The organism is Cytobacillus sp. NJ13 (genome assembly GCA_030348385.1).
Taxonomy (GTDB): domain Bacteria; phylum Bacillota; class Bacilli; order Bacillales; family Cytobacillaceae; genus Cytobacillus.
The window spans coordinates 3,414,551-3,435,000 of the sequence record JAUCFP010000006.1; the positions used below are offsets into that span (position 1 = coordinate 3,414,551).

22 protein-coding genes and 2 other annotated features are annotated in these 20,450 nt (G+C 43.7%); all 22 genes read right to left on the minus strand.

The window, feature by feature from the left end:
• Positions 1 to 28: 28 nt before the first annotated feature.
• The 22 genes from rplJ to QUF73_17190 all read right to left on the minus strand — a co-directional run bounded on the left by rplJ (position 29) and on the right by QUF73_17190 (position 19,955).
• Entirely contained in the window at positions 29 to 529 is a 501-nt protein-coding gene (gene rplJ / locus QUF73_17085) for a 50S ribosomal protein L10 (protein MDM5227867.1), read from the minus strand.
• 33 nt (positions 530 to 562) lie between these two features.
• Positions 563 to 703 (minus strand) — a sequence feature (ribosomal protein L10 leader region).
• A gap of 51 nt (positions 704 to 754) precedes the next feature.
• The gene (gene rplA / locus QUF73_17090; GenBank protein ID MDM5227868.1) at positions 755 to 1,453 is read right to left on the minus strand and encodes a 50S ribosomal protein L1; all 699 of its coding nucleotides are present in this window, start codon (positions 1,451 to 1,453) and stop codon (positions 755 to 757) included.
• A gap of 198 nt (positions 1,454 to 1,651) precedes the next feature.
• Positions 1,652 to 2,077 (minus strand): 50S ribosomal protein L11, encoded by a 426-nt coding sequence (gene rplK, locus QUF73_17095; protein MDM5227869.1) that lies wholly within the window; start codon positions 2,075 to 2,077, stop codon positions 1,652 to 1,654.
• Positions 2,078 to 2,288: 211 nt separating this feature from the next.
• Positions 2,289 to 2,822, minus strand: a complete 534-nt coding sequence (nusG, locus tag QUF73_17100; protein MDM5227870.1) for a transcription termination/antitermination protein NusG — start codon at positions 2,820 to 2,822, stop codon at positions 2,289 to 2,291.
• 132 nt (positions 2,823 to 2,954) lie between these two features.
• Positions 2,955 to 3,137: a preprotein translocase subunit SecE gene (secE, locus tag QUF73_17105; protein ID MDM5227871.1), complete on the minus strand. Its 183-nt coding sequence runs from the start codon at positions 3,135 to 3,137 to the stop codon at positions 2,955 to 2,957.
• Between the two features lie 136 nt (positions 3,138 to 3,273).
• The gene (rpmG, locus tag QUF73_17110; protein ID MDM5227872.1) at positions 3,274 to 3,417 is read right to left on the minus strand and encodes a 50S ribosomal protein L33; all 144 of its coding nucleotides are present in this window, start codon (positions 3,415 to 3,417) and stop codon (positions 3,274 to 3,276) included.
• 99 nt (positions 3,418 to 3,516) lie between these two features.
• Positions 3,517 to 4,239: an RNA polymerase sporulation sigma factor SigH gene (gene sigH / locus QUF73_17115; protein ID MDM5227873.1), complete on the minus strand. Its 723-nt coding sequence runs from the start codon at positions 4,237 to 4,239 to the stop codon at positions 3,517 to 3,519.
• Between the two features lie 4 nt (positions 4,240 to 4,243).
• Positions 4,244 to 4,753, minus strand: coding sequence for an NYN domain-containing protein (locus QUF73_17120; protein ID MDM5227874.1), 510 nt, complete (start codon positions 4,751 to 4,753; stop codon positions 4,244 to 4,246).
• A 2-nt stretch (positions 4,754 to 4,755) separates the two neighbouring features.
• Complete coding sequence (gene rlmB / locus QUF73_17125) at positions 4,756 to 5,499, minus strand: 23S rRNA (guanosine(2251)-2'-O)-methyltransferase RlmB (protein ID MDM5227875.1); 744 nt, start codon at positions 5,497 to 5,499, stop codon at positions 4,756 to 4,758.
• On the minus strand, positions 5,496 to 5,921 hold the full coding sequence (locus tag QUF73_17130) for a Mini-ribonuclease 3 (GenBank protein MDM5227876.1): 426 nt from the start codon (positions 5,919 to 5,921) through the stop codon (positions 5,496 to 5,498). Before QUF73_17130 ends, rlmB begins: the two co-directional genes overlap by 4 nt.
• Before the next feature lie 3 nt (positions 5,922 to 5,924).
• Positions 5,925 to 7,328 carry a cysteine--tRNA ligase gene (gene cysS, locus QUF73_17135; GenBank protein MDM5227877.1) on the minus strand — a complete coding sequence of 468 codons (1,404 nt, stop codon included), beginning with the start codon at positions 7,326 to 7,328 and terminating at the stop codon, positions 5,925 to 5,927.
• Positions 7,309 to 7,977, minus strand: a complete 669-nt coding sequence (gene cysE / locus QUF73_17140; GenBank protein MDM5227878.1) for a serine O-acetyltransferase — start codon at positions 7,975 to 7,977, stop codon at positions 7,309 to 7,311. The genes cysS and cysE overlap by 20 nt, the downstream gene beginning before the upstream one ends.
• A gap of 126 nt (positions 7,978 to 8,103) precedes the next feature.
• Positions 8,104 to 8,333, minus strand: a binding site (T-box leader).
• 46 nt (positions 8,334 to 8,379) lie between these two features.
• Positions 8,380 to 9,837, minus strand: a complete 1,458-nt coding sequence (gltX, locus tag QUF73_17145; GenBank protein MDM5227879.1) for a glutamate--tRNA ligase — start codon at positions 9,835 to 9,837, stop codon at positions 8,380 to 8,382.
• 103 nt (positions 9,838 to 9,940) lie between these two features.
• Positions 9,941 to 10,426, minus strand: coding sequence for a 2-C-methyl-D-erythritol 2,4-cyclodiphosphate synthase (gene ispF / locus QUF73_17150; GenBank protein MDM5227880.1), 486 nt, complete (start codon positions 10,424 to 10,426; stop codon positions 9,941 to 9,943).
• 13 nt (positions 10,427 to 10,439) lie between these two features.
• Positions 10,440 to 11,126, minus strand: a complete 687-nt coding sequence (ispD, locus tag QUF73_17155) for a 2-C-methyl-D-erythritol 4-phosphate cytidylyltransferase (protein ID MDM5227881.1) — start codon at positions 11,124 to 11,126, stop codon at positions 10,440 to 10,442.
• Positions 11,127 to 11,211: 85 nt separating this feature from the next.
• On the minus strand, positions 11,212 to 12,300 hold the full coding sequence (locus QUF73_17160; GenBank protein ID MDM5227882.1) for a PIN/TRAM domain-containing protein: 1,089 nt from the start codon (positions 12,298 to 12,300) through the stop codon (positions 11,212 to 11,214).
• 228 nt (positions 12,301 to 12,528) lie between these two features.
• Positions 12,529 to 13,602: a DNA integrity scanning diadenylate cyclase DisA gene (gene disA, locus QUF73_17165; protein MDM5227883.1), complete on the minus strand. Its 1,074-nt coding sequence runs from the start codon at positions 13,600 to 13,602 to the stop codon at positions 12,529 to 12,531.
• Between the two features lie 2 nt (positions 13,603 to 13,604).
• Positions 13,605 to 14,984, minus strand: coding sequence for a DNA repair protein RadA (gene radA / locus QUF73_17170; protein MDM5227884.1), 1,380 nt, complete (start codon positions 14,982 to 14,984; stop codon positions 13,605 to 13,607).
• Positions 14,985 to 15,380: 396 nt separating this feature from the next.
• A complete protein-coding gene (gene clpC, locus QUF73_17175; GenBank protein MDM5227885.1) occupies positions 15,381 to 17,831 on the minus strand; it encodes an ATP-dependent protease ATP-binding subunit ClpC in 2,451 nt (816 codons plus the stop codon).
• Between the two features lie 4 nt (positions 17,832 to 17,835).
• Positions 17,836 to 18,915 (minus strand): protein arginine kinase, encoded by a 1,080-nt coding sequence (locus QUF73_17180; GenBank protein MDM5227886.1) that lies wholly within the window; start codon positions 18,913 to 18,915, stop codon positions 17,836 to 17,838.
• A 2-nt stretch (positions 18,916 to 18,917) separates the two neighbouring features.
• Complete coding sequence (locus QUF73_17185) at positions 18,918 to 19,466, minus strand: UvrB/UvrC motif-containing protein (protein MDM5227887.1); 549 nt, start codon at positions 19,464 to 19,466, stop codon at positions 18,918 to 18,920.
• Between the two features lie 27 nt (positions 19,467 to 19,493).
• Entirely contained in the window at positions 19,494 to 19,955 is a 462-nt protein-coding gene (locus QUF73_17190; protein ID MDM5227888.1) for a CtsR family transcriptional regulator, read from the minus strand.
• Positions 19,956 to 20,450 lie beyond the last annotated feature (495 nt).

Sequence of the window (20,450 nt, forward strand, 5' to 3'; positions counted from 1 at the left end):
AATCTATTAGTTTAACGCTAGAATTAACTTACGCGCCTTGTTCTTCTTTTTGATCTGCAACAGCTTTTGCAGCAAGAGCAAGATTGCGGATAGGTGCTTGAAGTACGCTGAGTAGCATAGATAGCAAGCCTTCGCGTGATGGTAGTTCAGCAAGAGCTTTAATATCTTCTACTGAAGCGACGTTTCCTTCAATTACACCTGCTTTAATTTCAAGTGCTTCATGCTTTTTCGCGAAATCATTTAGGATTTTCGCTGGAGCAACTACATCTTCTGTGCTGAACGCGATTGCGTTAGGTCCAGTTAAAGCTTCGTTTAAACCGGAAAGTTCAGCAGCTTCAGCAGCACGGCGAGTCATTGAATTCTTGTATACTTTGAATTCTACGCCAGCTTCACGAAGCTGTTTACGAAGTTCAGTAACTTCAGCAACAGTAAGACCACGGTAGTCAACAACAACTGTTGATAAACTTGATTTAAGCTTATCAGCAATTTCTTCTACGATTTGTTTCTTTTGTTCGATAATGCTGCTCATCCTTACACCTCCTGTAGAATTTCTACATTCATACCGTCCAATAAAAAACCTCCACACCTTTGCAGACATGGAGGAAGTATACAATAGCAAGAAAAAGCAAATTCTATCGTAATACCTCGGCAGGAAATTAAGCAATCAAGCACCTGCTGTCTACGGCACAAATGTTATTATATTTTTAACAACAAAATACATATTACAGCATGTATTTTAGAATGTCAATTGTTATTATTTTACTGCAACAGATGAAGGATCTACTTTTACGCCAGGTCCCATAGTAGAAGTAACAGAAACGTTCTTCATGTAAGTTCCTTTAGCAGCAGCAGGCTTCACTTTCATCATTGTATCGAAAATAGTGTTGAAGTTTTCAACAAGCTTTTCGTCTTCGAAAGATACTTTACCGATTGGCACGTGGATGTTACCAGCTTTGTCAACACGGTATTCAACTTTACCTGCTTTGATTTCGTTAACTGCTTTTTGAACGTCAAAAGTAACTGTGCCAGTCTTAGGGTTTGGCATTAAGCCTTTAGGTCCTAATACGCGGCCAAGTTTACCAACTTCACCCATCATGTCAGGTGTAGCAACGATTACATCAAAGTCGAACCAGCCTTGGCTGATTTTGTTGATATATTCAGAATCACCTACGAAATCTGCTCCAGCAGCTTCTGCTTCTTTCGCTTTTTCACCCTTAGCGAAAACAAGAACGCGCTGAGTTTTACCAGTTCCGTTTGGAAGAACAACTGCTCCACGGATTTGCTGGTCAGCTTTCTTAGGGTCAACTCCAAGACGGAATGCTACCTCAACAGTTGCATCAAATTTTGCAAAATTAGTTTTCTTCGCAAGTTCAATTGCCTCAGCAATCGGGTAAGCTTTTGAAGAATCAACAAGCTTCGCAGCTTCTGCGTACTTCTTACCTTTTTTAGCCATTTTTATTTCCTCCTTGATTGTGGTTTTAGCGGAATAACCTCCCACGAGTAAAAGCGGAGGCACCTCGGTCAAAGGTGCCGCAGCTAGATACCGAAAAGCGGAGGCGCCATAAGGCGCCTGCGCTAGACAGAACAAAGGTTGCGAGTGAAACAAAATTCAGCGTCGCAACCTCATCCCTAAATCTGCTTCATGCATGGATTAGTCTTCGATAACGATACCCATGCTGCGTGCAGTACCTTCAACCATACGCATTGCAGCTTCTACGCTTGCAGCGTTTAGATCAGGCATCTTTGTTTCAGCAATCTCGCGTACCTTGTCACGCTTGACTGTTGCTACTTTATTACGGTTTGGTTCACCAGAACCAGACTCGATTCCAGCCGCTTTCTTAAGAAGAACTGCAGCAGGAGGAGTTTTCGTAATAAATGTAAATGAACGGTCTTCAAAAACCGTGATTTCAACAGGAATGATTAAGCCAGCTTGTTCAGCTGTGCGAGCATTAAATTCCTTACAGAATCCCATGATGTTAACACCTGCTTGACCTAGTGCCGGTCCTACTGGCGGTGCAGGGTTTGCTTTACCTGCAGGGATTTGCAGCTTTACAAGTTTGATTACTTTTTTAGCCACGAGACACACCTCCTTAAAGTCCGTGATGTGGTAATAGGGAAAATTCCCTCCCACTCAACTTATAGTCTTTATATTAAGATAAAGAACTTTTAACTATTGTCCAGTCTCTTTGACCGAGACATACTGACCTTTGAAATATTATCACTTTTCAAAGTCAATTTCAAGTTTTTTTACAAAGATATATAAAAGTACTTTCACAGCAGACTGCTTCTTACAGTTTTTCAATCTGTGAAAAATCAAGTTCAACCGGAGTGTCACGGCCAAACATGTTAACCAGCACTTTAATCTTCGCCTTATCTTTATCAATATCTTCAATGGTGCCTGTGAAGTTCGCAAACGGACCTTCTTTCACCTGAACTGTTTCACCGATCTCAAAGTCGATATCAAAGCGGGCTTCTTCAACACCCATGTGCTTAAGGATGTTCGTAACTTCTTCCGGCAATAGCGGAGTCGGCTTTGAGCCAGAACCTGCTGAACCTACGAATCCAGTTACACCCGGAGTATTTCTTACTACATACCAGGAATCATCCGTCATCACGATTTCTACTAGTACATAACCAGGGAAGACTTTTCGCTTCACTACTTTTTTCTTGCCGTTTTTCAATTCTGTTTCTTCTTCTTCCGGAACTACCACGCGGAAGATCTTATCTTGCATTCCCATCGATTCAACACGTTTCTCCAGATTGGCTTTGACTTTATTTTCATAGCCGGAGTACGTATGAACAACATACCAATTCTTTTCCATTTATGAGGACTTGTTCGTCCTTCCCTCCCTGTATTCAACAATTTATTATTTTTGACCAAATTAAAAAACCCGTTTCCGGGCTTTGCAAATGTTTCCTGTGTTATTCTCCATTATACCATGGAAACTCAGGGGTTATTCAAGAATTAAACGAATCAATTCAGAAATTCCCAGGTCAATCACTGCAAAAAACAGAGCGAAGAACGTAACTGTAGCAAGAACGGTAACAGTATAGTTTGTCAGCTCTTTGCGTTTAGGCCAGCTGACCTTTTTCATTTCCCGGCCAACTTCACGGAAAAAATTCACGATGCGCTGCATTTCGTAACCCCCAACTTTCAAGAGATATATCCTTTAACAAGAAGCGAAAGCGGCTTCAAAATCAGACTAATCTTCCTGTCTGCATAAAGCGCTCAGGCTCCGGACTATTAAAAGAGCAAACTTCTTATCTATATAATCACTTTGTTTCTTTATGGATCGTATGAGCACTGCATGTGCTGCAGAACTTCTTCAGTTCCAGCCTTGCAGAATCATTTTTGCCTGCAGTGGAATAATTTCTGGAACCACATACAGAGCAAGCCAAAATTACCTTTTTAGTCATATTTCCACCTACTAAGTCACATTACGCCCTTAAAACTTTAACACGCACCCCAAAACATGTCAATAACTGCAAAAAAAGCAAGGTGTTGGGAAATTCTGTCTACAGGGAAAATTCACGCACTTCCAAATATCTTTCCAGCTTTCTTTTCACCCGCTGCAAGGCATTGTCAATCGATTTAACATGGCGGTTCAGTTCTTCGGAAATTTCCTGATAGGACTGCCCATCCAAATAAAGGGCAAGCACTTTTCGTTCAAGGTCACTCAGAAGCTCGGACATTTTCACTTCAATGTGATCAAATTCTTCCTGGTTGATAATCAGCTCTTCAGGGTCCATAACCTTCGCCCCAGAGATTACGTCCATAAGCGTCCTGTCCGATTCCTCATCATAAATGGGCTTGTCCAAAGACACATAAGAGTTCAGCGGAATATGCTTTTGGCGGGTCGCTGTCTTGATGGCGGTTATGATTTGCCTTGTGATGCACAGCTCGGCAAACGCTTTAAATGAGGACAGCTTGTCCTCTTTAAAATCGCGGATCGCCTTGTACAAGCCGATCATTCCCTCTTGTACAATATCTTCTTTATCTGCGCCAATCAAAAAATAGGATCTTGCTTTTGCCCGGACAAAATTGCGGTACTTATGAATCAAATAGTCCAGCGCCTCACTCTCGCCCTTATGCACGAGCTCAACTATTTCTTCGTCCTCAAGCTGGATAAAGTCTATAAGATTTTCGTCGATTGTCTTGAAGTCAGCACTCACTAGGATCCCCCCGACCGTACAAGCATGGTTAGAAACATTATACAGCACGGTTTTTTCAAGCGTCAACCGCTCATTGGCCTCCTCTGCGCCATTTTTCAAAAATTTCTGCCACTTCATCACTTAGAGGTATCTTGGATACAGGCTTTTTCTGCTGAATTTTTTTTACTTTTTTTTCGATGCTGCTTTCAATCAAATTCATTTCATTAAGCAGCTCCCTGGCTGATTTTCTTAGGGCTCCCTGGCCAAATATGACCCATTGCTCTGTAAAATCGGAGGTTGCCACATGAATTTGGGTTTTAATATTGCTGAGATCGATAGCCAATTTTTCAATGCGTTCATCGGCCGTTTCATTATTTCTTGTAAAAATAACTTCGATCTTTGAATCCTTAAACTTTTTTTCCGTGCCCTTTACATAATGGGCATCAAACACGACAATCACTCTGTACCCGGAATATCCCTGGTACTCGGCCATTTTTTCAATCAGGCGGTCTCTGGCTGACGATAAATCCTTGTTTTTGAGCTCCCTGAGTTCTGGCCAAGCACCAATTATGTTGTATCCGTCAACAAGAAGGATGTCCATTTCTATCCCTCAAGCGGGTGCCGTTTCCGATAAACCTCATACATAAGCAGCGAAGCAGCCACTGATGCGTTAAGGGAAGTAACGTGTCCAGCCATCGGCAGGTTAATGAGGAAATCACATTTATCGCGAATCAGGCGGCCCATCCCTTTACCTTCACTTCCAATTACAAGACCTATAGGCATCGTTCCATCCATCTGGCGGTAGTCTTGTTTCCCCTTTGCATCTGTACCGGCGATCCAGACGCCTCTTTCTTTTAATTCATCAATCGTTCTGGCCATATTGGTAACACGGACAACCGGGATATACTCGATTGCTCCTGTTGATGCTTTAGCTACTGTTGCCGTCAGCCCGACAGCTCTCCTTTTCGGAATAATAATCCCGTGTGCCCCGACTGCATCAGCCGTTCTCATGATGGACCCCAGATTATGCGGATCTTCAATTTCATCCAGAAGCAAGAAAAATGCGGCTTCATTTTTCTTTTCTGCGGCAGCAAACAAATCATCGATTTCTGCGTATTGATAGGCAGCAACCTGCGCGATGACACCCTGATGATTCCCCTCTGCCATCCCATCTATTTTCTTCTTGGGAACGAACTGGACCAGTACCCCGGCTGACTTCGCCAAACCGATTACCTGCTGCATCTGCCCGCTTTGCGAACCTTCTGCAATAAAAATCTTATTAATATCCCTCTCTGACTTTAATGCTTCAATAACGGGATTCTTCCCGATGATAAAATCCTGGCTCATTTTGCCGCTCCTCCTTTCCTTTTCTCAACTAAATGTATGGATTCCAGAATCAGTTCTTCCATCCGCTCCTGTCTCTTCGACAAAAACAGATAGCCGATCAGAGATTCAAAAGCTGTGCTGTATCTGTATGTTTGGACATCTGTATTTTTCGGAACCGAACCGGACTTTGCATTTCGCCCCCTGCGGACTACTGCTAATTCTTCCTCCGTCAGCCGTTCAGAGTCAATTAATTCATGAATGATTATGGACTGGGCTTTTGCAGAAACATACCGGGTTGCCTCCTTATGGAGAAAATGGGGCCGAACCCGTCCATTTTGAAGGAGATGGTGGCGTATATAGGTTTCAAATACCGCATCCCCCATATACGCCAGGGCAAGACTATTCAATTGTTTTTCATCTATTTTGTTTTCATAGTGAAGCATTGCTTAGCCTCTTTTCCATCTGATTCCCTGCGCTGTATCTTCAAGGATAATATTCTGTTCTTTCAGCTGATCTCGAATTTTGTCTGCCAGTTCGAAATTGCGCTCTTTTCTGGCCTGCTGTCTCTGTTCAATCAGCTGTTCGATTTCCTCGTCCAGAAGGTCAGCCTCTGCTTCTTCAAGAGAAAGGCCCAATACATCAAGCAGCGTTTCGAATTCTTTTGTGAAAGCATCGATCACTTCAACAGCTGTGTTTTTCTCCATCAGATAATAATTTGCAAGCTTAGACAGTTCGAACAAAATAGATACGGCATTGGCTGTATTGAAATCATCATCCATATCATGAATGAACTGTTCATGAAGAGCTGTTATTTTATCCAGCCATTCCTGATTATTATCAGTCAGGTTCACACTTGCTTCTTTGCGGTGCTGCAAATTGTGATAAGACGTTTTAATGCGCTCAAGCCCTGTACGGGTATTTTCCAGAAGCTCATCACTGTAGTTGATCGGATGTCTGTAATGTACGGACAGCATGAAAAATCTTAGAACCTGCGGATCATGCTTTTGAATAATGTCATGAACCAGTACGAAATTCCCCAGTGATTTAGACATTTTTTCGTTATCGATATTAATATAGCCATTGTGCATCCAATAGCGGGCAAAGGTTTCGCCTGTCAATGCTTCCGACTGGGCGATCTCATTTTCATGATGCGGGAAAGCCAGATCCTGTCCGCCGGCATGAATATCAATTGTGTCTCCGAGGAATTTCTTTGCCATAGCCGAGCATTCAATATGCCACCCCGGCCTTCCTTGCCCCCAAGGGCTCACCCACGCGATTTCCCCTTCCTTCGCTGCTTTCCAAAGAACAAAGTCGAGAGAATCCTGTTTCTTTTCGCCGACGGCAATGCGGGCACCGACCCGCAGCTCATCAATGGACTGATGGGACAGTTTTCCGTACTCATCGAACTTACGGGTATGGTAATAAACATCCCCTTCTGATTCATACGCGAAGCCTTTATCAATCAATACCTGGATAAACTCAATAATGATATCAATGCTCTCTGTCACTCTCGGGTGGACATCAGCCTTTCTGCAGCCCAGTGCAGAAACGTCTTCGAAGTAGGCATTAATGAATCGTTCCGCGACGCTTGGAACATCCGTTCCCAGTTCATTGGCTACGCGGATCAGTTTATCATCCACATCAGTAAAATTGGAGACATACTGAACATCATAGCCGCGGAATTCAAGATATCTGCGCACTGTATCAAATACAATCGGCGGGCGCGCATTCCCTATATGGATATAATTATAAACGGTCGGCCCGCACACATACATTTTCACTTTTCCCTCTTCTATGGGAATAAAATCTTCTTTTTGACGAGTAAGTGTATTATAGATTTGAATGGCCATGAATCTGGCTCCTTTCTTTCCTCAGCGTTTCGACTTCGCCTTTTAATTCCTGCAGCTCCTTCTCCAGTTCCTTAAACCGGTCTGCAATTGGATCGGGAAGATCACAATGATTTAAATCCTTGTTAATTTTTACACCATCCCGGACTTTCACTCTTCCAGGAATCCCGACTACTGTTGAGTTCGGCGGAACCTCATGAAGAACAACAGAGCCTGCACCTATCTTAGAATTCTCCCCAATTGTAATGGATCCCAAAACCTTCGCACCTGTCGCGATCAGCGCGTTGTCCTTAATAGTAGGATGCCGCTTGCCTTTTTCCTTCCCGGTTCCCCCAAGTGTCACACCCTGGAAAACAGTTACGTTATCGCCGATTTCACAAGTTTCCCCGATGACAACCCCCATGCCATGGTCGATAAAAAAGCGTCTGCCGATCTTTGCTCCCGGGTGAATTTCAATTCCTGTGAAAAAGCGGCTGACCTGGGAAACAACTCTTGCAAGAAAATAAAACTTCCGCTTAAAAAGTGCGTGGGCCATGCGGTGCGACCAGACAGCATGCAATCCAGAGTACGTTAATACTACTTCAAAATAACTTCTTGCTGCCGGATCCTGTTCAAATACCACTTCGATATCTTCCTTCATTCTTGCAAACATTGTTCATTTCCCCTCCTGACATAGGTCACGATCTCTATTTTTATTTTTCTAAGCTTTTCCCCAATAATATTTCTCTGTTCATAGAAACAGATTTTTAAATATAAAAAAGCGCCTCTGCCACAATCGGACAGAGACGCTTTATGCGCGGTTCCACTCTGTTTAGGCTTCAGAAGCCTCAACTTTAACTTGGTAACGGATAAGTTCCGCTCAAATCTACTAGGAAGCAGGGGGCATCCGTTCAAATTGAGGCTCTGAGGCGCACTTCAGAAAAAGGAGAGGCTTAAACCACTTTCAGCCGGTGATGGTTCTCTCTAAAAAGCATCTTTTTTCTTACTTTTCCTCTTCAACACTTTTCGATATAGAATAATTTACTTAATACTATATTACATTTTCTCCAAGATGTTAACCAATAATGCTCATTAATCGAGTTTTTACTTTTTCTTTTCCTAAAAGCTCGATGGCCTGCGGCAGATCCGGCCCATGGGTTTGGCCAGTAGTAGCTGAACGGATTGGCATGAACAGTTTCTTGCCCTTGTGGCCTGTTGATTTTTGCACAGCCTTCATGGCCGCTTTAATTTCATCCGCTTTGAACTCTGCCATATTGTCAATTTCCTGCAGGAAAGCAGACAGCACTTCAGGAACCTGCTCTTCAGCCAGAACTTCCTTCGCTTCTTCATCAACTGTCATTTCTTCTGTAAAGAACAGTTCTGAAAGCTCTGCAATTTGAGCGCCAAAGCTCATTTTTTCCTGATAAAGAGTGATCAGGCTTCTAACCCACTCTTCATTTTCCTGCTGCCAGCTTTCACCGATCTTTCCTGCCTTCACCAGGTGAGGGGCAGAAATGGACACTAACCGATCCTGATCAAGCTTTTTCATGTACTGGTTATTCATCCATTCAAGCTTCTGCTTATCGAAAAGGGCAGGAGATTTTGATAATCTGCTTTCATCAAAAATATCAATGAATTCTTCTTTGGAGAAGATTTCTTCCTCGCCTGCAGGAGACCAGCCAAGCAAAGCAATAAAGTTAAAGAGCGCTTCCGGCAAGTAGCCGAGCTCTTCATACTGTTCAATGAACTGGATAATCGTCTCGTCACGCTTGCTCAGTTTTTTGCGGCTTTCATTGACAATCAGCGTCATATGGCCAAACGTCGGAATGTCCCAGCCTAAAGCTTCGTATATCATCTGCTGCTTAGGCGTATTGGAGATATGGTCATCCCCGCGCAGGACATGAGAAATTTTCATAAGGTGGTCATCCACTGCTACCGCAAAGTTATAAGTAGGAGTGCCATCCTTTTTGACAATGACAAAATCGCCAAAGCCATCAGATTCGAAAGACACTTCGCCTTTTACCATGTCATTGAATGTCAATTCCCTGCCTTTTGGCACTAAGAAGCGGATGCTCGGCTTTCTGCCTTCTGCTTCCAGTGCAGCTCTTTCATCCTCTGTCAGATGACGGCATTTTCCTGAGTAAGCAGGAGTATCGCCTTTTGCAGATTGAGCTTCACGCTCTGCTTCCAGCTCCTCTTCCGTACAATAGCATTTATAGGCATGCCCTTTGTCGAGCAATTCCTTGTAGTATGTTTCATAGATATGATTTCTTTCAGATTGGCGGTATGGGCCAAATTCGCCTTCCTGGTCGATGCTTTCGTCCCAATCCATGCCAAGCCACTTTAAATAGTGAAGCTGGCTTTCTTCGCCGCCTTCAATATTCCGTTTCTTATCTGTATCCTCAATGCGGATGATGAATTTGCCGCCTTTGCTTCTTGCAAACAAATAGTTAAAAAGCGCCGTTCTCGCATTTCCGATATGCAAATGCCCAGTCGGACTCGGAGCGTAGCGCACGCGGATTTCATTTGACATACTAACTGCCTCCTTAAAATCTAAATCTATTGAGTTTTTCGTCTCACCAGCAGACTGCATAAGCTATATTTTAACACTCAGGTTTTTCTTCTGAAAGGTAATTTTAACGGTTCTCTTTCTTTTTCAGCAAAACAGCGGCCTGGGAGGCGATTCCCTCTCCCCGTCCTGTAAAGCCAAGCTTTTCTGTAGTGGTTGCTTTCACATTAATATTTTCTTTTTCGGTTTCCAGAAGCTCTGCAATCCGCTCCTGCATTTTTCCGATATGAGGAGCCATCTTCGGCTTTTGGGCAATGATGGTACAGTCTGCATTGACCAGCTCATACCCTTTTTCTTTTACGATTCCCCACACATGCGCAAGCAGCTTCGCCGAATCGGCATCCTTGAATTCAGGATCGGTATCAGGAAAATGCCGTCCAATGTCTCCTTCTCCAATTGCCCCAAGGCAGGCATCAGCCACCGTATGCAGCAGGACATCTGCATCTGAATGCCCCAGCAGCCCTTTCTCATATGGTATTTCAATTCCTCCAATAATTAACGGGCGTCCTTCAGCAAACTGATGAACATCAAAACCCTGTCCAATCCGAAACATTGTATAATCTCCTTTACATATTACTTCTTTTCTTTATAATTGCTTCCGCAAAATAAATATCTTCTGGCGTAGTCAGCTTAATATTATCGTAACTTCCCTCAACAATCACCACTTCTTTGCCTAACCGCTCAACGAGGCTGGCATCATCTGTTCCTAAAAAACCGTCTTCCTCGGCCTTGCGGTGTGCGTCAAGCAGGGAAGAAATACGAAAGGCCTGTGGAGTTTGAACAGCCCAGAGGCAGGAACGTTCAAGTGTTTCTGTAATCAAATTTCCGTCAGCTTTTTTTACGGTATCCTTCAGCGGCACTGCCAGAACAGCCGCTCCTTTTTCCTGGGCTGCTTTCACTAGCGGCTGCAGTAACTCCCGGGTAATAAAAGGGCGGGCAGCGTCATGAACCAGCACCACATCCTCACCTGAAGATGCTTTGGCCGCATTATAGACGCTATGCTGCCTTTCCTTCCCGCCTTCTGCCATAGCAGCCACTTTCGTAATATGATATTTTTTTAACAAAACACGTATTTCCTCCTCATCCTGAGGATTAATCGCCAGAAAAATGCCCGTGCACTCCGGGTCACTTTCAAAAACTCTTAAGGTATGTATAAACACAGGGACATTCCCGATTTCCAGGAGAAGCTTATTCTTTCCCGCTCCCATTCTTTTCCCCTGCCCGGCCGCCGGGAGAATCACTTGATAATTCATGTTATGGCTCCTACCTTCCAAAAAAGCAGGAAAAAGGCAGGGAAAACAATCTCCCTGCACATTCTGTCCTACTTTCTATCATACATTATAAAGCTTTTTCCAGAAGCTTAGGTTTTGCAAAAATCATTCTTCCGGCTGAGGTCTGCAGAACACTTGTGACAAGAACATCAATATGTTTGCCAATATAATTTCTGCCTTCTTCCACCACGATCATCGTGCCGTCATCCAGATAAGCAATCCCCTGATTCTGTTCCTTTCCGTCCTTAATAACCTGTACCTTCATTTCTTCACCTGGAAGCACAACCGGTTTAACGGCATTGGCCAGGTCATTAATATTAAGGACTGCCACTTTTTGCAGTTCACAAACCTTGTTTAAGTTAAAGTCATTGGTTACAACGACGCCATTCGTTAATTTAGCCAGCTTCACCAGCTTGCTGTCCACCTCTTGGATTTCTTCAAAATCGCCTTCATAGATTTCTACATTAATCGAGAGCTCTTTTTGAATCCGATTTAATATATCCAGTCCTCTTCTGCCGCGGTTGCGCTTTAATACATCTGATGAATCAGCAATATGCTGCAGTTCTTCCAGTACAAACTGCGGAATGACAATCGTGCCTTCCAAAAAGCCCGTCTGGCAAATATCAGCAATGCGTCCATCAATAATAACGCTTGTATCAAGGATCTTGAGTGATTTTTTAGGTGCAGCTTCAGGCTCAAGCTCTTCTTCACTGCTCTTCTTTTTCTTGCTTGAAAATAAACTTAAAAGTTCATCCCGCTTTTTAAAACCAACCTGAAATCCAAGATAGCCGAACAGCAGCGTCAGCACCATCGGAGCTACGGTATTCAGAATCGGGACCTCAATCGCATTTAGTGCATATCCGATTAAAAAGGCAATGACTAATCCAAAAACCAGGCCGACACTTCCAAAAATAATATCTGTTATAGGTACTTTTACCAGTGATTCTTCTGCCCATCTCACGAAATTGACGACATGATCAACCGCCCAAAAAGTTAAAAGATAAAAAATAATAGCACCTAAAATGGCGGACACATATGGATTATTTAAAAGAGGAATGTCATCTAAACTGATTAATTTTAATAAGTCAGGAATCAAAAATATACCCAGCGTTACCCCGATAATAAGGAAGCATGCCTGTACAATACGTTTTAACATTCCTTCACCTCCTTTTAATCATTATAAACAAATTCACAAAATTGAAACCCTGAATCCGGGGGATTTTCAATTTTATCCCTAATAATTATTTCACGATAGTAAAGTAACGCCTTTATACCTGCTTAATTTTTACTTTTACACACTTTAAGGGTAGCACCATTGGCAATAAACTGTCAAATAATTAACTTATCATTTTAGCATAACCAATTACATAGTTCAATGGTCTCTTTATAGCTGACGGTCCGCAAAAACCTGCTCTTTTATGAGCTTAAGTCCTTCTTTAATTTTTCTGGCCCTTACTTCTCCGATTCCTTCCACCTCATCGAGATCCTCTACTGTCGCCGTAATGATATTCGGAAATTCTTCAAACCGATTAATCAGATTATCGATAATGATCGGCGGAAGGCGGGGAACTTTATTCAGCATGCGGTAGCCGCGGGGGCATTTGAATTCCTCGGTATGAATATACCCGATATAGCCAAGAAGCTTAAGAATGACAGAGTCTTCGAGCATTTCCCCTTTTGAAAGCTCCTGAAGCTTAACAAGCGCAGCTCTGGAATCGATGTCCCTTGAATGAGCATAGTCTTTTATTATCCATTCCGCTTCCCGCTCAAGTTCCATCAGCAGCTCATTCATCTGGAGCCGGATCAGCCTTCCTTCAGTACCCAGTTCACTTAAATAAGTGAGGAGCTCATTTTTAATGCGCAGAACCATTTCGATATTATGAAAAACATGAAGAATATCACTGTATGTAACAAGCTCTTCAAATTCCAGGATGCTCAGGTTGCCAATGCTCTGTTCAAGAACGACCTTATATTTTTCAAGCGTCTGTACGGCAACATTCGCCTTGGTTAAAATGACGCCAATATCACGAAGAGCATAGCGGGAATGCCCTTTATACAGTGTAATGACATTGCGCCTCTGGGAAATGGCAATCACTAATGCGCCTGTTTGCCGGGCAACCCGTTCTGCCGTCCGGTGCCGCATACCCGTTTCGGTAGAAGGCACACCAGGATCAGGAGCCAGCTGGGCATTAGCTATTAGAATCTTGTTACCTTCTTCATTTAAAATAATGGCTCCATCCATCTTGGCCAGCTCATACAAATAGCTAGGCGAGAATGGGCAATTAATTTGGAATCCTCCATCAACAAGGTTACTAAGCTTGTCTTTTGATCCTAAAACAATCAGCCCGCCTGTATTGGCGCGAAGAACATTATCAATCCCTTCCCTGATAGGCGTACCCGGAGCCATGAACCGAAGGATTTCACTCATCGTTTTTTCGCCCATTTTTTTAGTCTCCATCTTTATCCCCCTAACGCAGCCTTTAATGCTTCACCGACCGAGCTTACTCCGATTAGTTCAATTCCTCCTGGTGCGCTCCAGCCGCCAAGATTGTTAGCCGGCAGGATAACCCGCTCAAAGCCCAGCTTGGCTGCCTCCTGCACTCTTTGTTCTATTCTTGATACTCTTCTGACCTCGCCTGTGAGTCCCACTTCTCCGATGATGCAGTCTGTTGCCTTTGTTGGCTTATCCCGAAAGCTTGACGCAATGCTCACTGCAATGGCCAAATCAATTGCCGGTTCATCAAGCTTCACTCCGCCAGCGACTTTTAGGTAGGCATCTTGATTTTGCAGGAGCATCCCGACCCGTTTTTCCAATACCGCCATCAGGAGCGGAACCCGGTTATGATCAATTCCTGTTGCCATTCGTCTTGGATTTCCAAAGCTTGTCGGGGAAATCAGCGCCTGAATTTCAACCAGAACCGGCCTTGTTCCCTCCATGGAAGCAACAACGGTTGAACCTGCAGCTCCCTGTGACCTCTCTTCCAGGAATATTTCTGACGGGTTTGCCACTTCCTCAAGCCCAAATTCCTTCATTTCAAAAATGCCCATTTCGTTTGTTGATCCGAACCTGTTTTTAACCGCACGCAAAATCCTGTATGTATGATGGCGTTCACCTTCAAAATACAAAACGGTATCTACCATATGCTCGAGCAGTCTTGGACCCGCAATGGAGCCTTCCTTTGTAACATGCCCTACGATAAAAATGGCAATTCCCTTCGTTTTGCCGATGCGCATTAGCTCAGCAGTACATTCCCGAACCTGAGAAACGCTGCCCGGCGCCGATGTCACTTCCGGATGAAAGATCGTCTGAATGGAGTCAATAATGACAAAGTCAGGATTCACTGAATCAATCGTTCTGCTGATTTCATCAAGGCTGGTTTCCGAGTAAACGAGCAGACTGTCTGAAGAAACACCTAAACGGTCAGCCCGCAGCTTCGTCTGACGCATGGATTCTTCCCCTGATATATAGAGAACAGAATGCTTCCTGTTCGCCAGCTGTGATGACACTTGAAGAAGAAGCGTTGATTTCCCGATGCCCGGATCTCCTCCAATAAGAACAAGGGAGCCTCTCACAATTCCGCCCCCAAGGACACGGTTTAATTCTATTAAATCGGTATGTATACGAGGTTCACTGACTGTTTCAATGGATGTAATCGGTGTGGCTTTCGCCGCTATGGCCGAGCCCTGTGAATGAGCAAAAGCGCCTCTTCTCGTTGAAGCAGGCTTCTCCACCTCTTCCACCATCGTATTCCATTGTCCGCACCCCGGACATTTTCCCATCCATTTAGGTGATTCATAGCCGCATTCCTGGCACATGAATTTCGTTTTTCTTTTAGCCATACTTCTTCCCCTCTCTGTACATTCATCCAGCCGCTTTAAGGGAAATCTTAAATATTACCGGCCTTGCGTGAAAGAACCAGCGATGACAGAAGTACGGTTAACTTCCTATTCCCTTTTTTAACGGGTCTTAAAATGTTTTTGTCCTGTTATCTTTTTCTTTCTTAAAATTAACATAAATCGGCAGAATAAACCTCTTTAAAGGCCGCCAACATGATATGACTGAAAGAGTGCAAAAAGGTACACGTATAACAGGAACGTGTACCTTTTTGCTGTGTAAAATCTTTTGATGCTATTTTAGCTGGGAAAGCCATCGAGCAGAACAAAGTCTGAACTTCACGGCCTGCAGGCTTAATCAAACAATCAGCGGGAATTAAGTCCCCACTGATTGAAGTCATCTTATTTCTGAAGATTTGGCGTCCTGCTTGGTTCAGCCGTTTTCACTACAAACTCTCCATCTTTCACATCGATTACCACGCTTTGCCCGGTTAGTACCGTTCCTTTTAACAGTTCCTCGGATAAGCGATCTTCAATATGCTTTTGAATCGCCCTGCGGAGCGGACGTGCTCCGTACTCTGGGTCGTAGCCTTCTACCGAGATTTTTTCTTTGGCAGCATCTGTCAATTCCAGTGTAATGTCCTGTTCCTTCAATCGTTTCGTTAGGGTGTCAGACATAAGCGTAACGATTTCCTGAAGATGCTTTTTCTCCAATGCATGGAAAACGATGATTTCATCGATACGGTTCAGGAATTCCGGACGGAAGGACTTCTTCATCTCTTCCATTACTTTTCCTTTCATATCTTTGTAATCCTGTTCCCCATCCTGGATGTTAAAGCCAACATATTTGTTCCGCTTAAGTGCTTCAGCGCCTACATTGGAGGTCATAATCAGAACGGTATTGCGGAAATCAACAGTTCTGCCCTTAGAGTCTGTTAATCTTCCATCTTCCAATACCTGTAAAAGGATGTTGAATACATCAGGATGTGCCTTTTCAATTTCATCCAGCAGCACAACAGAATATGGCTTTCTGCGGACTTTTTCGGTTAACTGCCCGCCTTCTTCATATCCTACATAACCCGGAGGTGAACCAACCAGACGGGATGTGGAGTGCTTCTCCATGTATTCTGACATATCGATGCGGATCATCGCATCTTCGTCACCGAACATCGCTTCTGCTAATGCACGGGCTAGCTCAGTTTTACCTACCCCAGTCGGCCCAAGGAATACAAATGAGCCAATCGGGCGCTTCGGATCTTTAAGACCTGCACGGGCACGGCGGACAGCCTTCGAAATGGCTTTAACCGCTTCTTCCTGACCGATTACACGGGAATGAAGAATTTCTTCCAGGTTAAGAAGCTTTTCTGTTTCTGTTTGGGCCAGCTTCGATACAGGGATTCCAGTCCAGCTGGCCACCACATTGGCGATGTCTTCAACCGTCACTTCACTGTTCTCTTTGCCCTGTTTTTCTTTCCATGTTTTCTTCGTTTCTTCGAGCTGTTCGCGCAGGCGCTGCTCTGTATCTCTTAAGGAAGCCGCTTTTTCAAACTCCTGGCTTTGAACGGCAGCGTCTTTTTCTTTCCTTACATCCTCCAGCTTAACCTCCAGTTCTTTCAGGTTTGGAGGCGTAGTGTAAGAACGAAGTCTTACCTTTGAACCAGCTTCGTCAATTAAATCAATTGCTTTATCCGGCAGGAAGCGGTCTGAGATGTAGCGGTCTGACAGTTTTACAGCCGCTTGAATGGCTGCATCCGTAATCGTCACGCGATGGTGTGCCTCATAACGGTCACGAAGACCTTCAAGAATCTGTACCGATTCTTCCGCAGTCGGCTCATCAACCGTAATAGGCTGGAATCTTCTTTCAAGTGCCGCATCCTTTTCAATGTATTTTCTGTACTCATCAAGAGTTGTTGCACCAATACACTGAAGTTCACCGCGAGCAAGAGAAGGCTTTAAGATGTTGGAAGCATCGATCGCACCTTCTGCTCCGCCTGCGCCTATTAATGTATGAAGCTCGTCAATAAATAAAATGATGTTTCCGGCCTGCCTGATTTCATCCATTACCTTCTTCAAGCGGTCTTCAAATTCACCGCGATACTTTGTTCCGGCAACTACTGTACCCATATCAAGCGTCATAACCCTTTTATCACGAAGAGTCTCCGGCACTTCATTATTAATGATCTGCTGTGCCAAGCCCTCTGCGATGGCTGTTTTACCTACCCCAGGCTCACCGATAAGAACCGGGTTGTTTTTCGTCCTGCGGCTTAATACTTCGATTACACGCTGGATTTCTTTGCTTCGTCCAATAACCGGATCCAGGCTTCCTTCTCTGGCAATAGCAGTCAAGTCACGCGCCAATCCATCCAGTGTCGGTGTGTTCGCATTGGCTGCGGAGCCACCCTGATGACTGCCGGACTCATTGCTGCCTAATAGCTGAAGCACTTGCTGGCGAGCTTTATTGAGGCTGACTCCAAGGTTATTCAGGACTCTCGCTGCAACTCCTTCACCCTCACGGATCAGGCCAAGCAGGATATGCTCTGTTCCCACATAGGAATGGCCAAGCTTTCTTGCTTCGTCCATGGAAAGTTCAATGACTTTCTTGGCACGTGGTGTATAATGAATGGTCTGGGAAGCATCCTGCCCCCTGCCGATTAAATTCTCAACCTCTTTTTGGATCTTATCAGAGCCGAGGCCTAAAGCATAGAGAGCTTTTGCTGCAATGCCTTCACCTTCGCGTACAAGTCCCAGCAGAATATGCTCTGTTCCGATGTTGTTATGTCCTAAACGGATTGCTTCCTCCTGTGCTAAAGCCAATACTTTTTGAGCCCTTTCCGTAAATCGTCCGAACATCATATTTTCATCCTCCCAACTCTTGATCTTCCATTTTTAATCTTTCCCTAATTAATGAAGCCCTGCGGATATCGCGTTCATGCGGCCTGAGCGGCCCGCCTGCATATTGCTGCAGGAATCCGGGCTGTGTCAGGATCATCAGCTCATTCAAAATATTTTTTGATATGTTTTTGATGTACTGCATATCAATCCCCAGGCGAACATCAGACAAGCATTGTGCTGCTTCCTTTGATTCAATGATCCGGCTATTTGATAAAATGCCAAAAGAGCGGAAGACTCTGTCTTCTAATTGTATGTTAGAAGTCTTTGCTAATGCTTCCCTTGCCGATCTTTCCTGAGAAATCAGCTGACTGACAACACTTTTCAGATCCTCAGCGATATCCTCTTCTGATTTTCCGAGAGTGATCTGGTTTGAAACTTGAAAGATGTTACCTAAAGCTTCGCTGCCTTCCCCGTAAATTCCTCTAACAACTAAACCAAGCTGGCTAATTGCCGGAATAATCCGGTTCATTTGCTGTGTGAGAACGAGGCCCGGCAAATGCATCATAACGGATGCCCTGAGCCCTGTTCCTACATTTGTGGGACAGCTTGTTAAAAAGCCAATATTTTCATCAAATGCATAATCGGCTTCTTCCTCCAGCCAATCATCAATTTCATTCGCCATACTTAAGGCTTCAGAAAGCTGAAACCCTGGAAACAGGCATTGAATTCTTATATGGTCTTCTTCATTAATCATGATGCTGACTTCTTCATTTTCAGAAAGAAGGCAGGCACCATGAGTTGAATTCTCAGCAAGATGGGGACTGATCAGATGCTTTTCCATCAGCACTCTTTTTTGAAGAGGCTGAAGGCGATCCATTAATAAAAGCTCTATTTCCCCAAGTTTTGAAAAAGAAGAATGCTCCACCCTCGCCTTTATTTTTTCAATGACCGCTTCTGCTTCTTCATTTGAAAATACAGTAGGGAATTTATATTGCTTTATATTGCGGGCGAGCCTGATTCGTGAACTTAATACAATATCGGAATCAGGGCCTTCCGCACTCATCCAGGAGCTAATAGCTTGATTCATGAAACGTTCCAGCGACAAGCTTACTCCCCTCCCTTTTGATCGGCATTGAGCTGCTTTTCCAGTTCCCTAATTTCGTCCCTCAATTCTGCCGCTCTTTCAAACTCTTCTTTGACAATCATTTCTTTTAAATTATTTTTTAAATCATCAATATTCCTTCGCAAGTGAATGGTTCCCCCGATCCGTGCAGGAATTTTTCCGCTGTGTGAGGAATTCCCGCTGTGAAGCCTTCTGAGAACAGGGTTCAATTGATCTTTAAAAGTCTCATAGCAGTTGGCGCATCCAAAGCGGCCTACTTTAATAAACTGCTGAAAGGTTAAGGAACATTGCTCACACTGCAGGACTTTCTCCTGCTGAAAAGGATCCTGGCCAGATTCCTGAAAGGCAGGCTGAATATTCAGAAGGCCAGCAAGCAAGTTATTGATTGAAAAACCAGACCCGCTGCCCAGCATAAACATTTCACCTTTTTCCTGTGCACATTTCTCGCAAAGATGAAACTCTGCTTTCTCGCCATTTACAACTTTTGTAAAGTGCAGCGTGGCCGGCCTTTGATTACATTCCTGACAAATCATGACTTCACCTCTCCAGCTCCCTACTATTTATTTATATTTCAATGTGGTTAACATTGCCTTAAGCATTCTTGCCCTCAGCTCATCCCTGAATGGAAGATCAATATACAGGACAGAACGGTCTATAACACTAAGCATTATTTTAGCTTCCCTGCGTGTTATAATCTCTTCTTCTACCAGACGGTAAATGACATTCTCTGCACTGCTCTGGGCAATCCTGCTATGCACCAATGAAATTAACTGGTCAATTAAATCAGCATGGTCATAGGACTGGACTTTCATAATCCGAATGAAGCCCCCGCCTCCCCGCTTACTTTCTACTGCATAGCCTTTCTCAATCGTGAAACGGGTGTTGATCACATAATTGATCTGAGAAGGAACACACTGGAACTTATCAGCAATCTCACTTCTTTTAATTTCCACGATTTCCCTTTCGCTCTTCTCTAAAACCTGTTTTAGATAATGTTCAATTATGTCGGATATATTCCTCACCAGGCCTCCCCCTATCTGACTTTGACTATATTTGACATTAATTATACATGATTTATGTAATTTCTTGCAATTGGCGGGTATTAATAATTTTCCCCCATTTTTTGACTTCCCAAACCTGAAAATGGAAGTTAATGTCGATAACAATATATTTTTGATTGGGCGGGTTTGTGCTTGGATGGGGGAAGTTTTTTGAAGGTGGGTATGGTGTGTGTGTGCTTGATAACCAGATGGACAGATGATATGGGTTAGCTTTCCTGACTTGATGTTCGGTCGGAGTAGAGAGATGATATCCTTGGAGAATGCAGCATATTTGGTGATTTATCTAGCATTAATGAGATTTATAAAAAAGATTTTTGATTTTATCTAACATGTTTCCCATTTTATCTCGCATGTTTTGGAGTATATCCCACATTTGGCACAATTCTTCTTTGCTGAGAATGGATTTGACTTTTAAAACAGACGGCGGAATAAAGAGTGGCGCATATATTATATTCC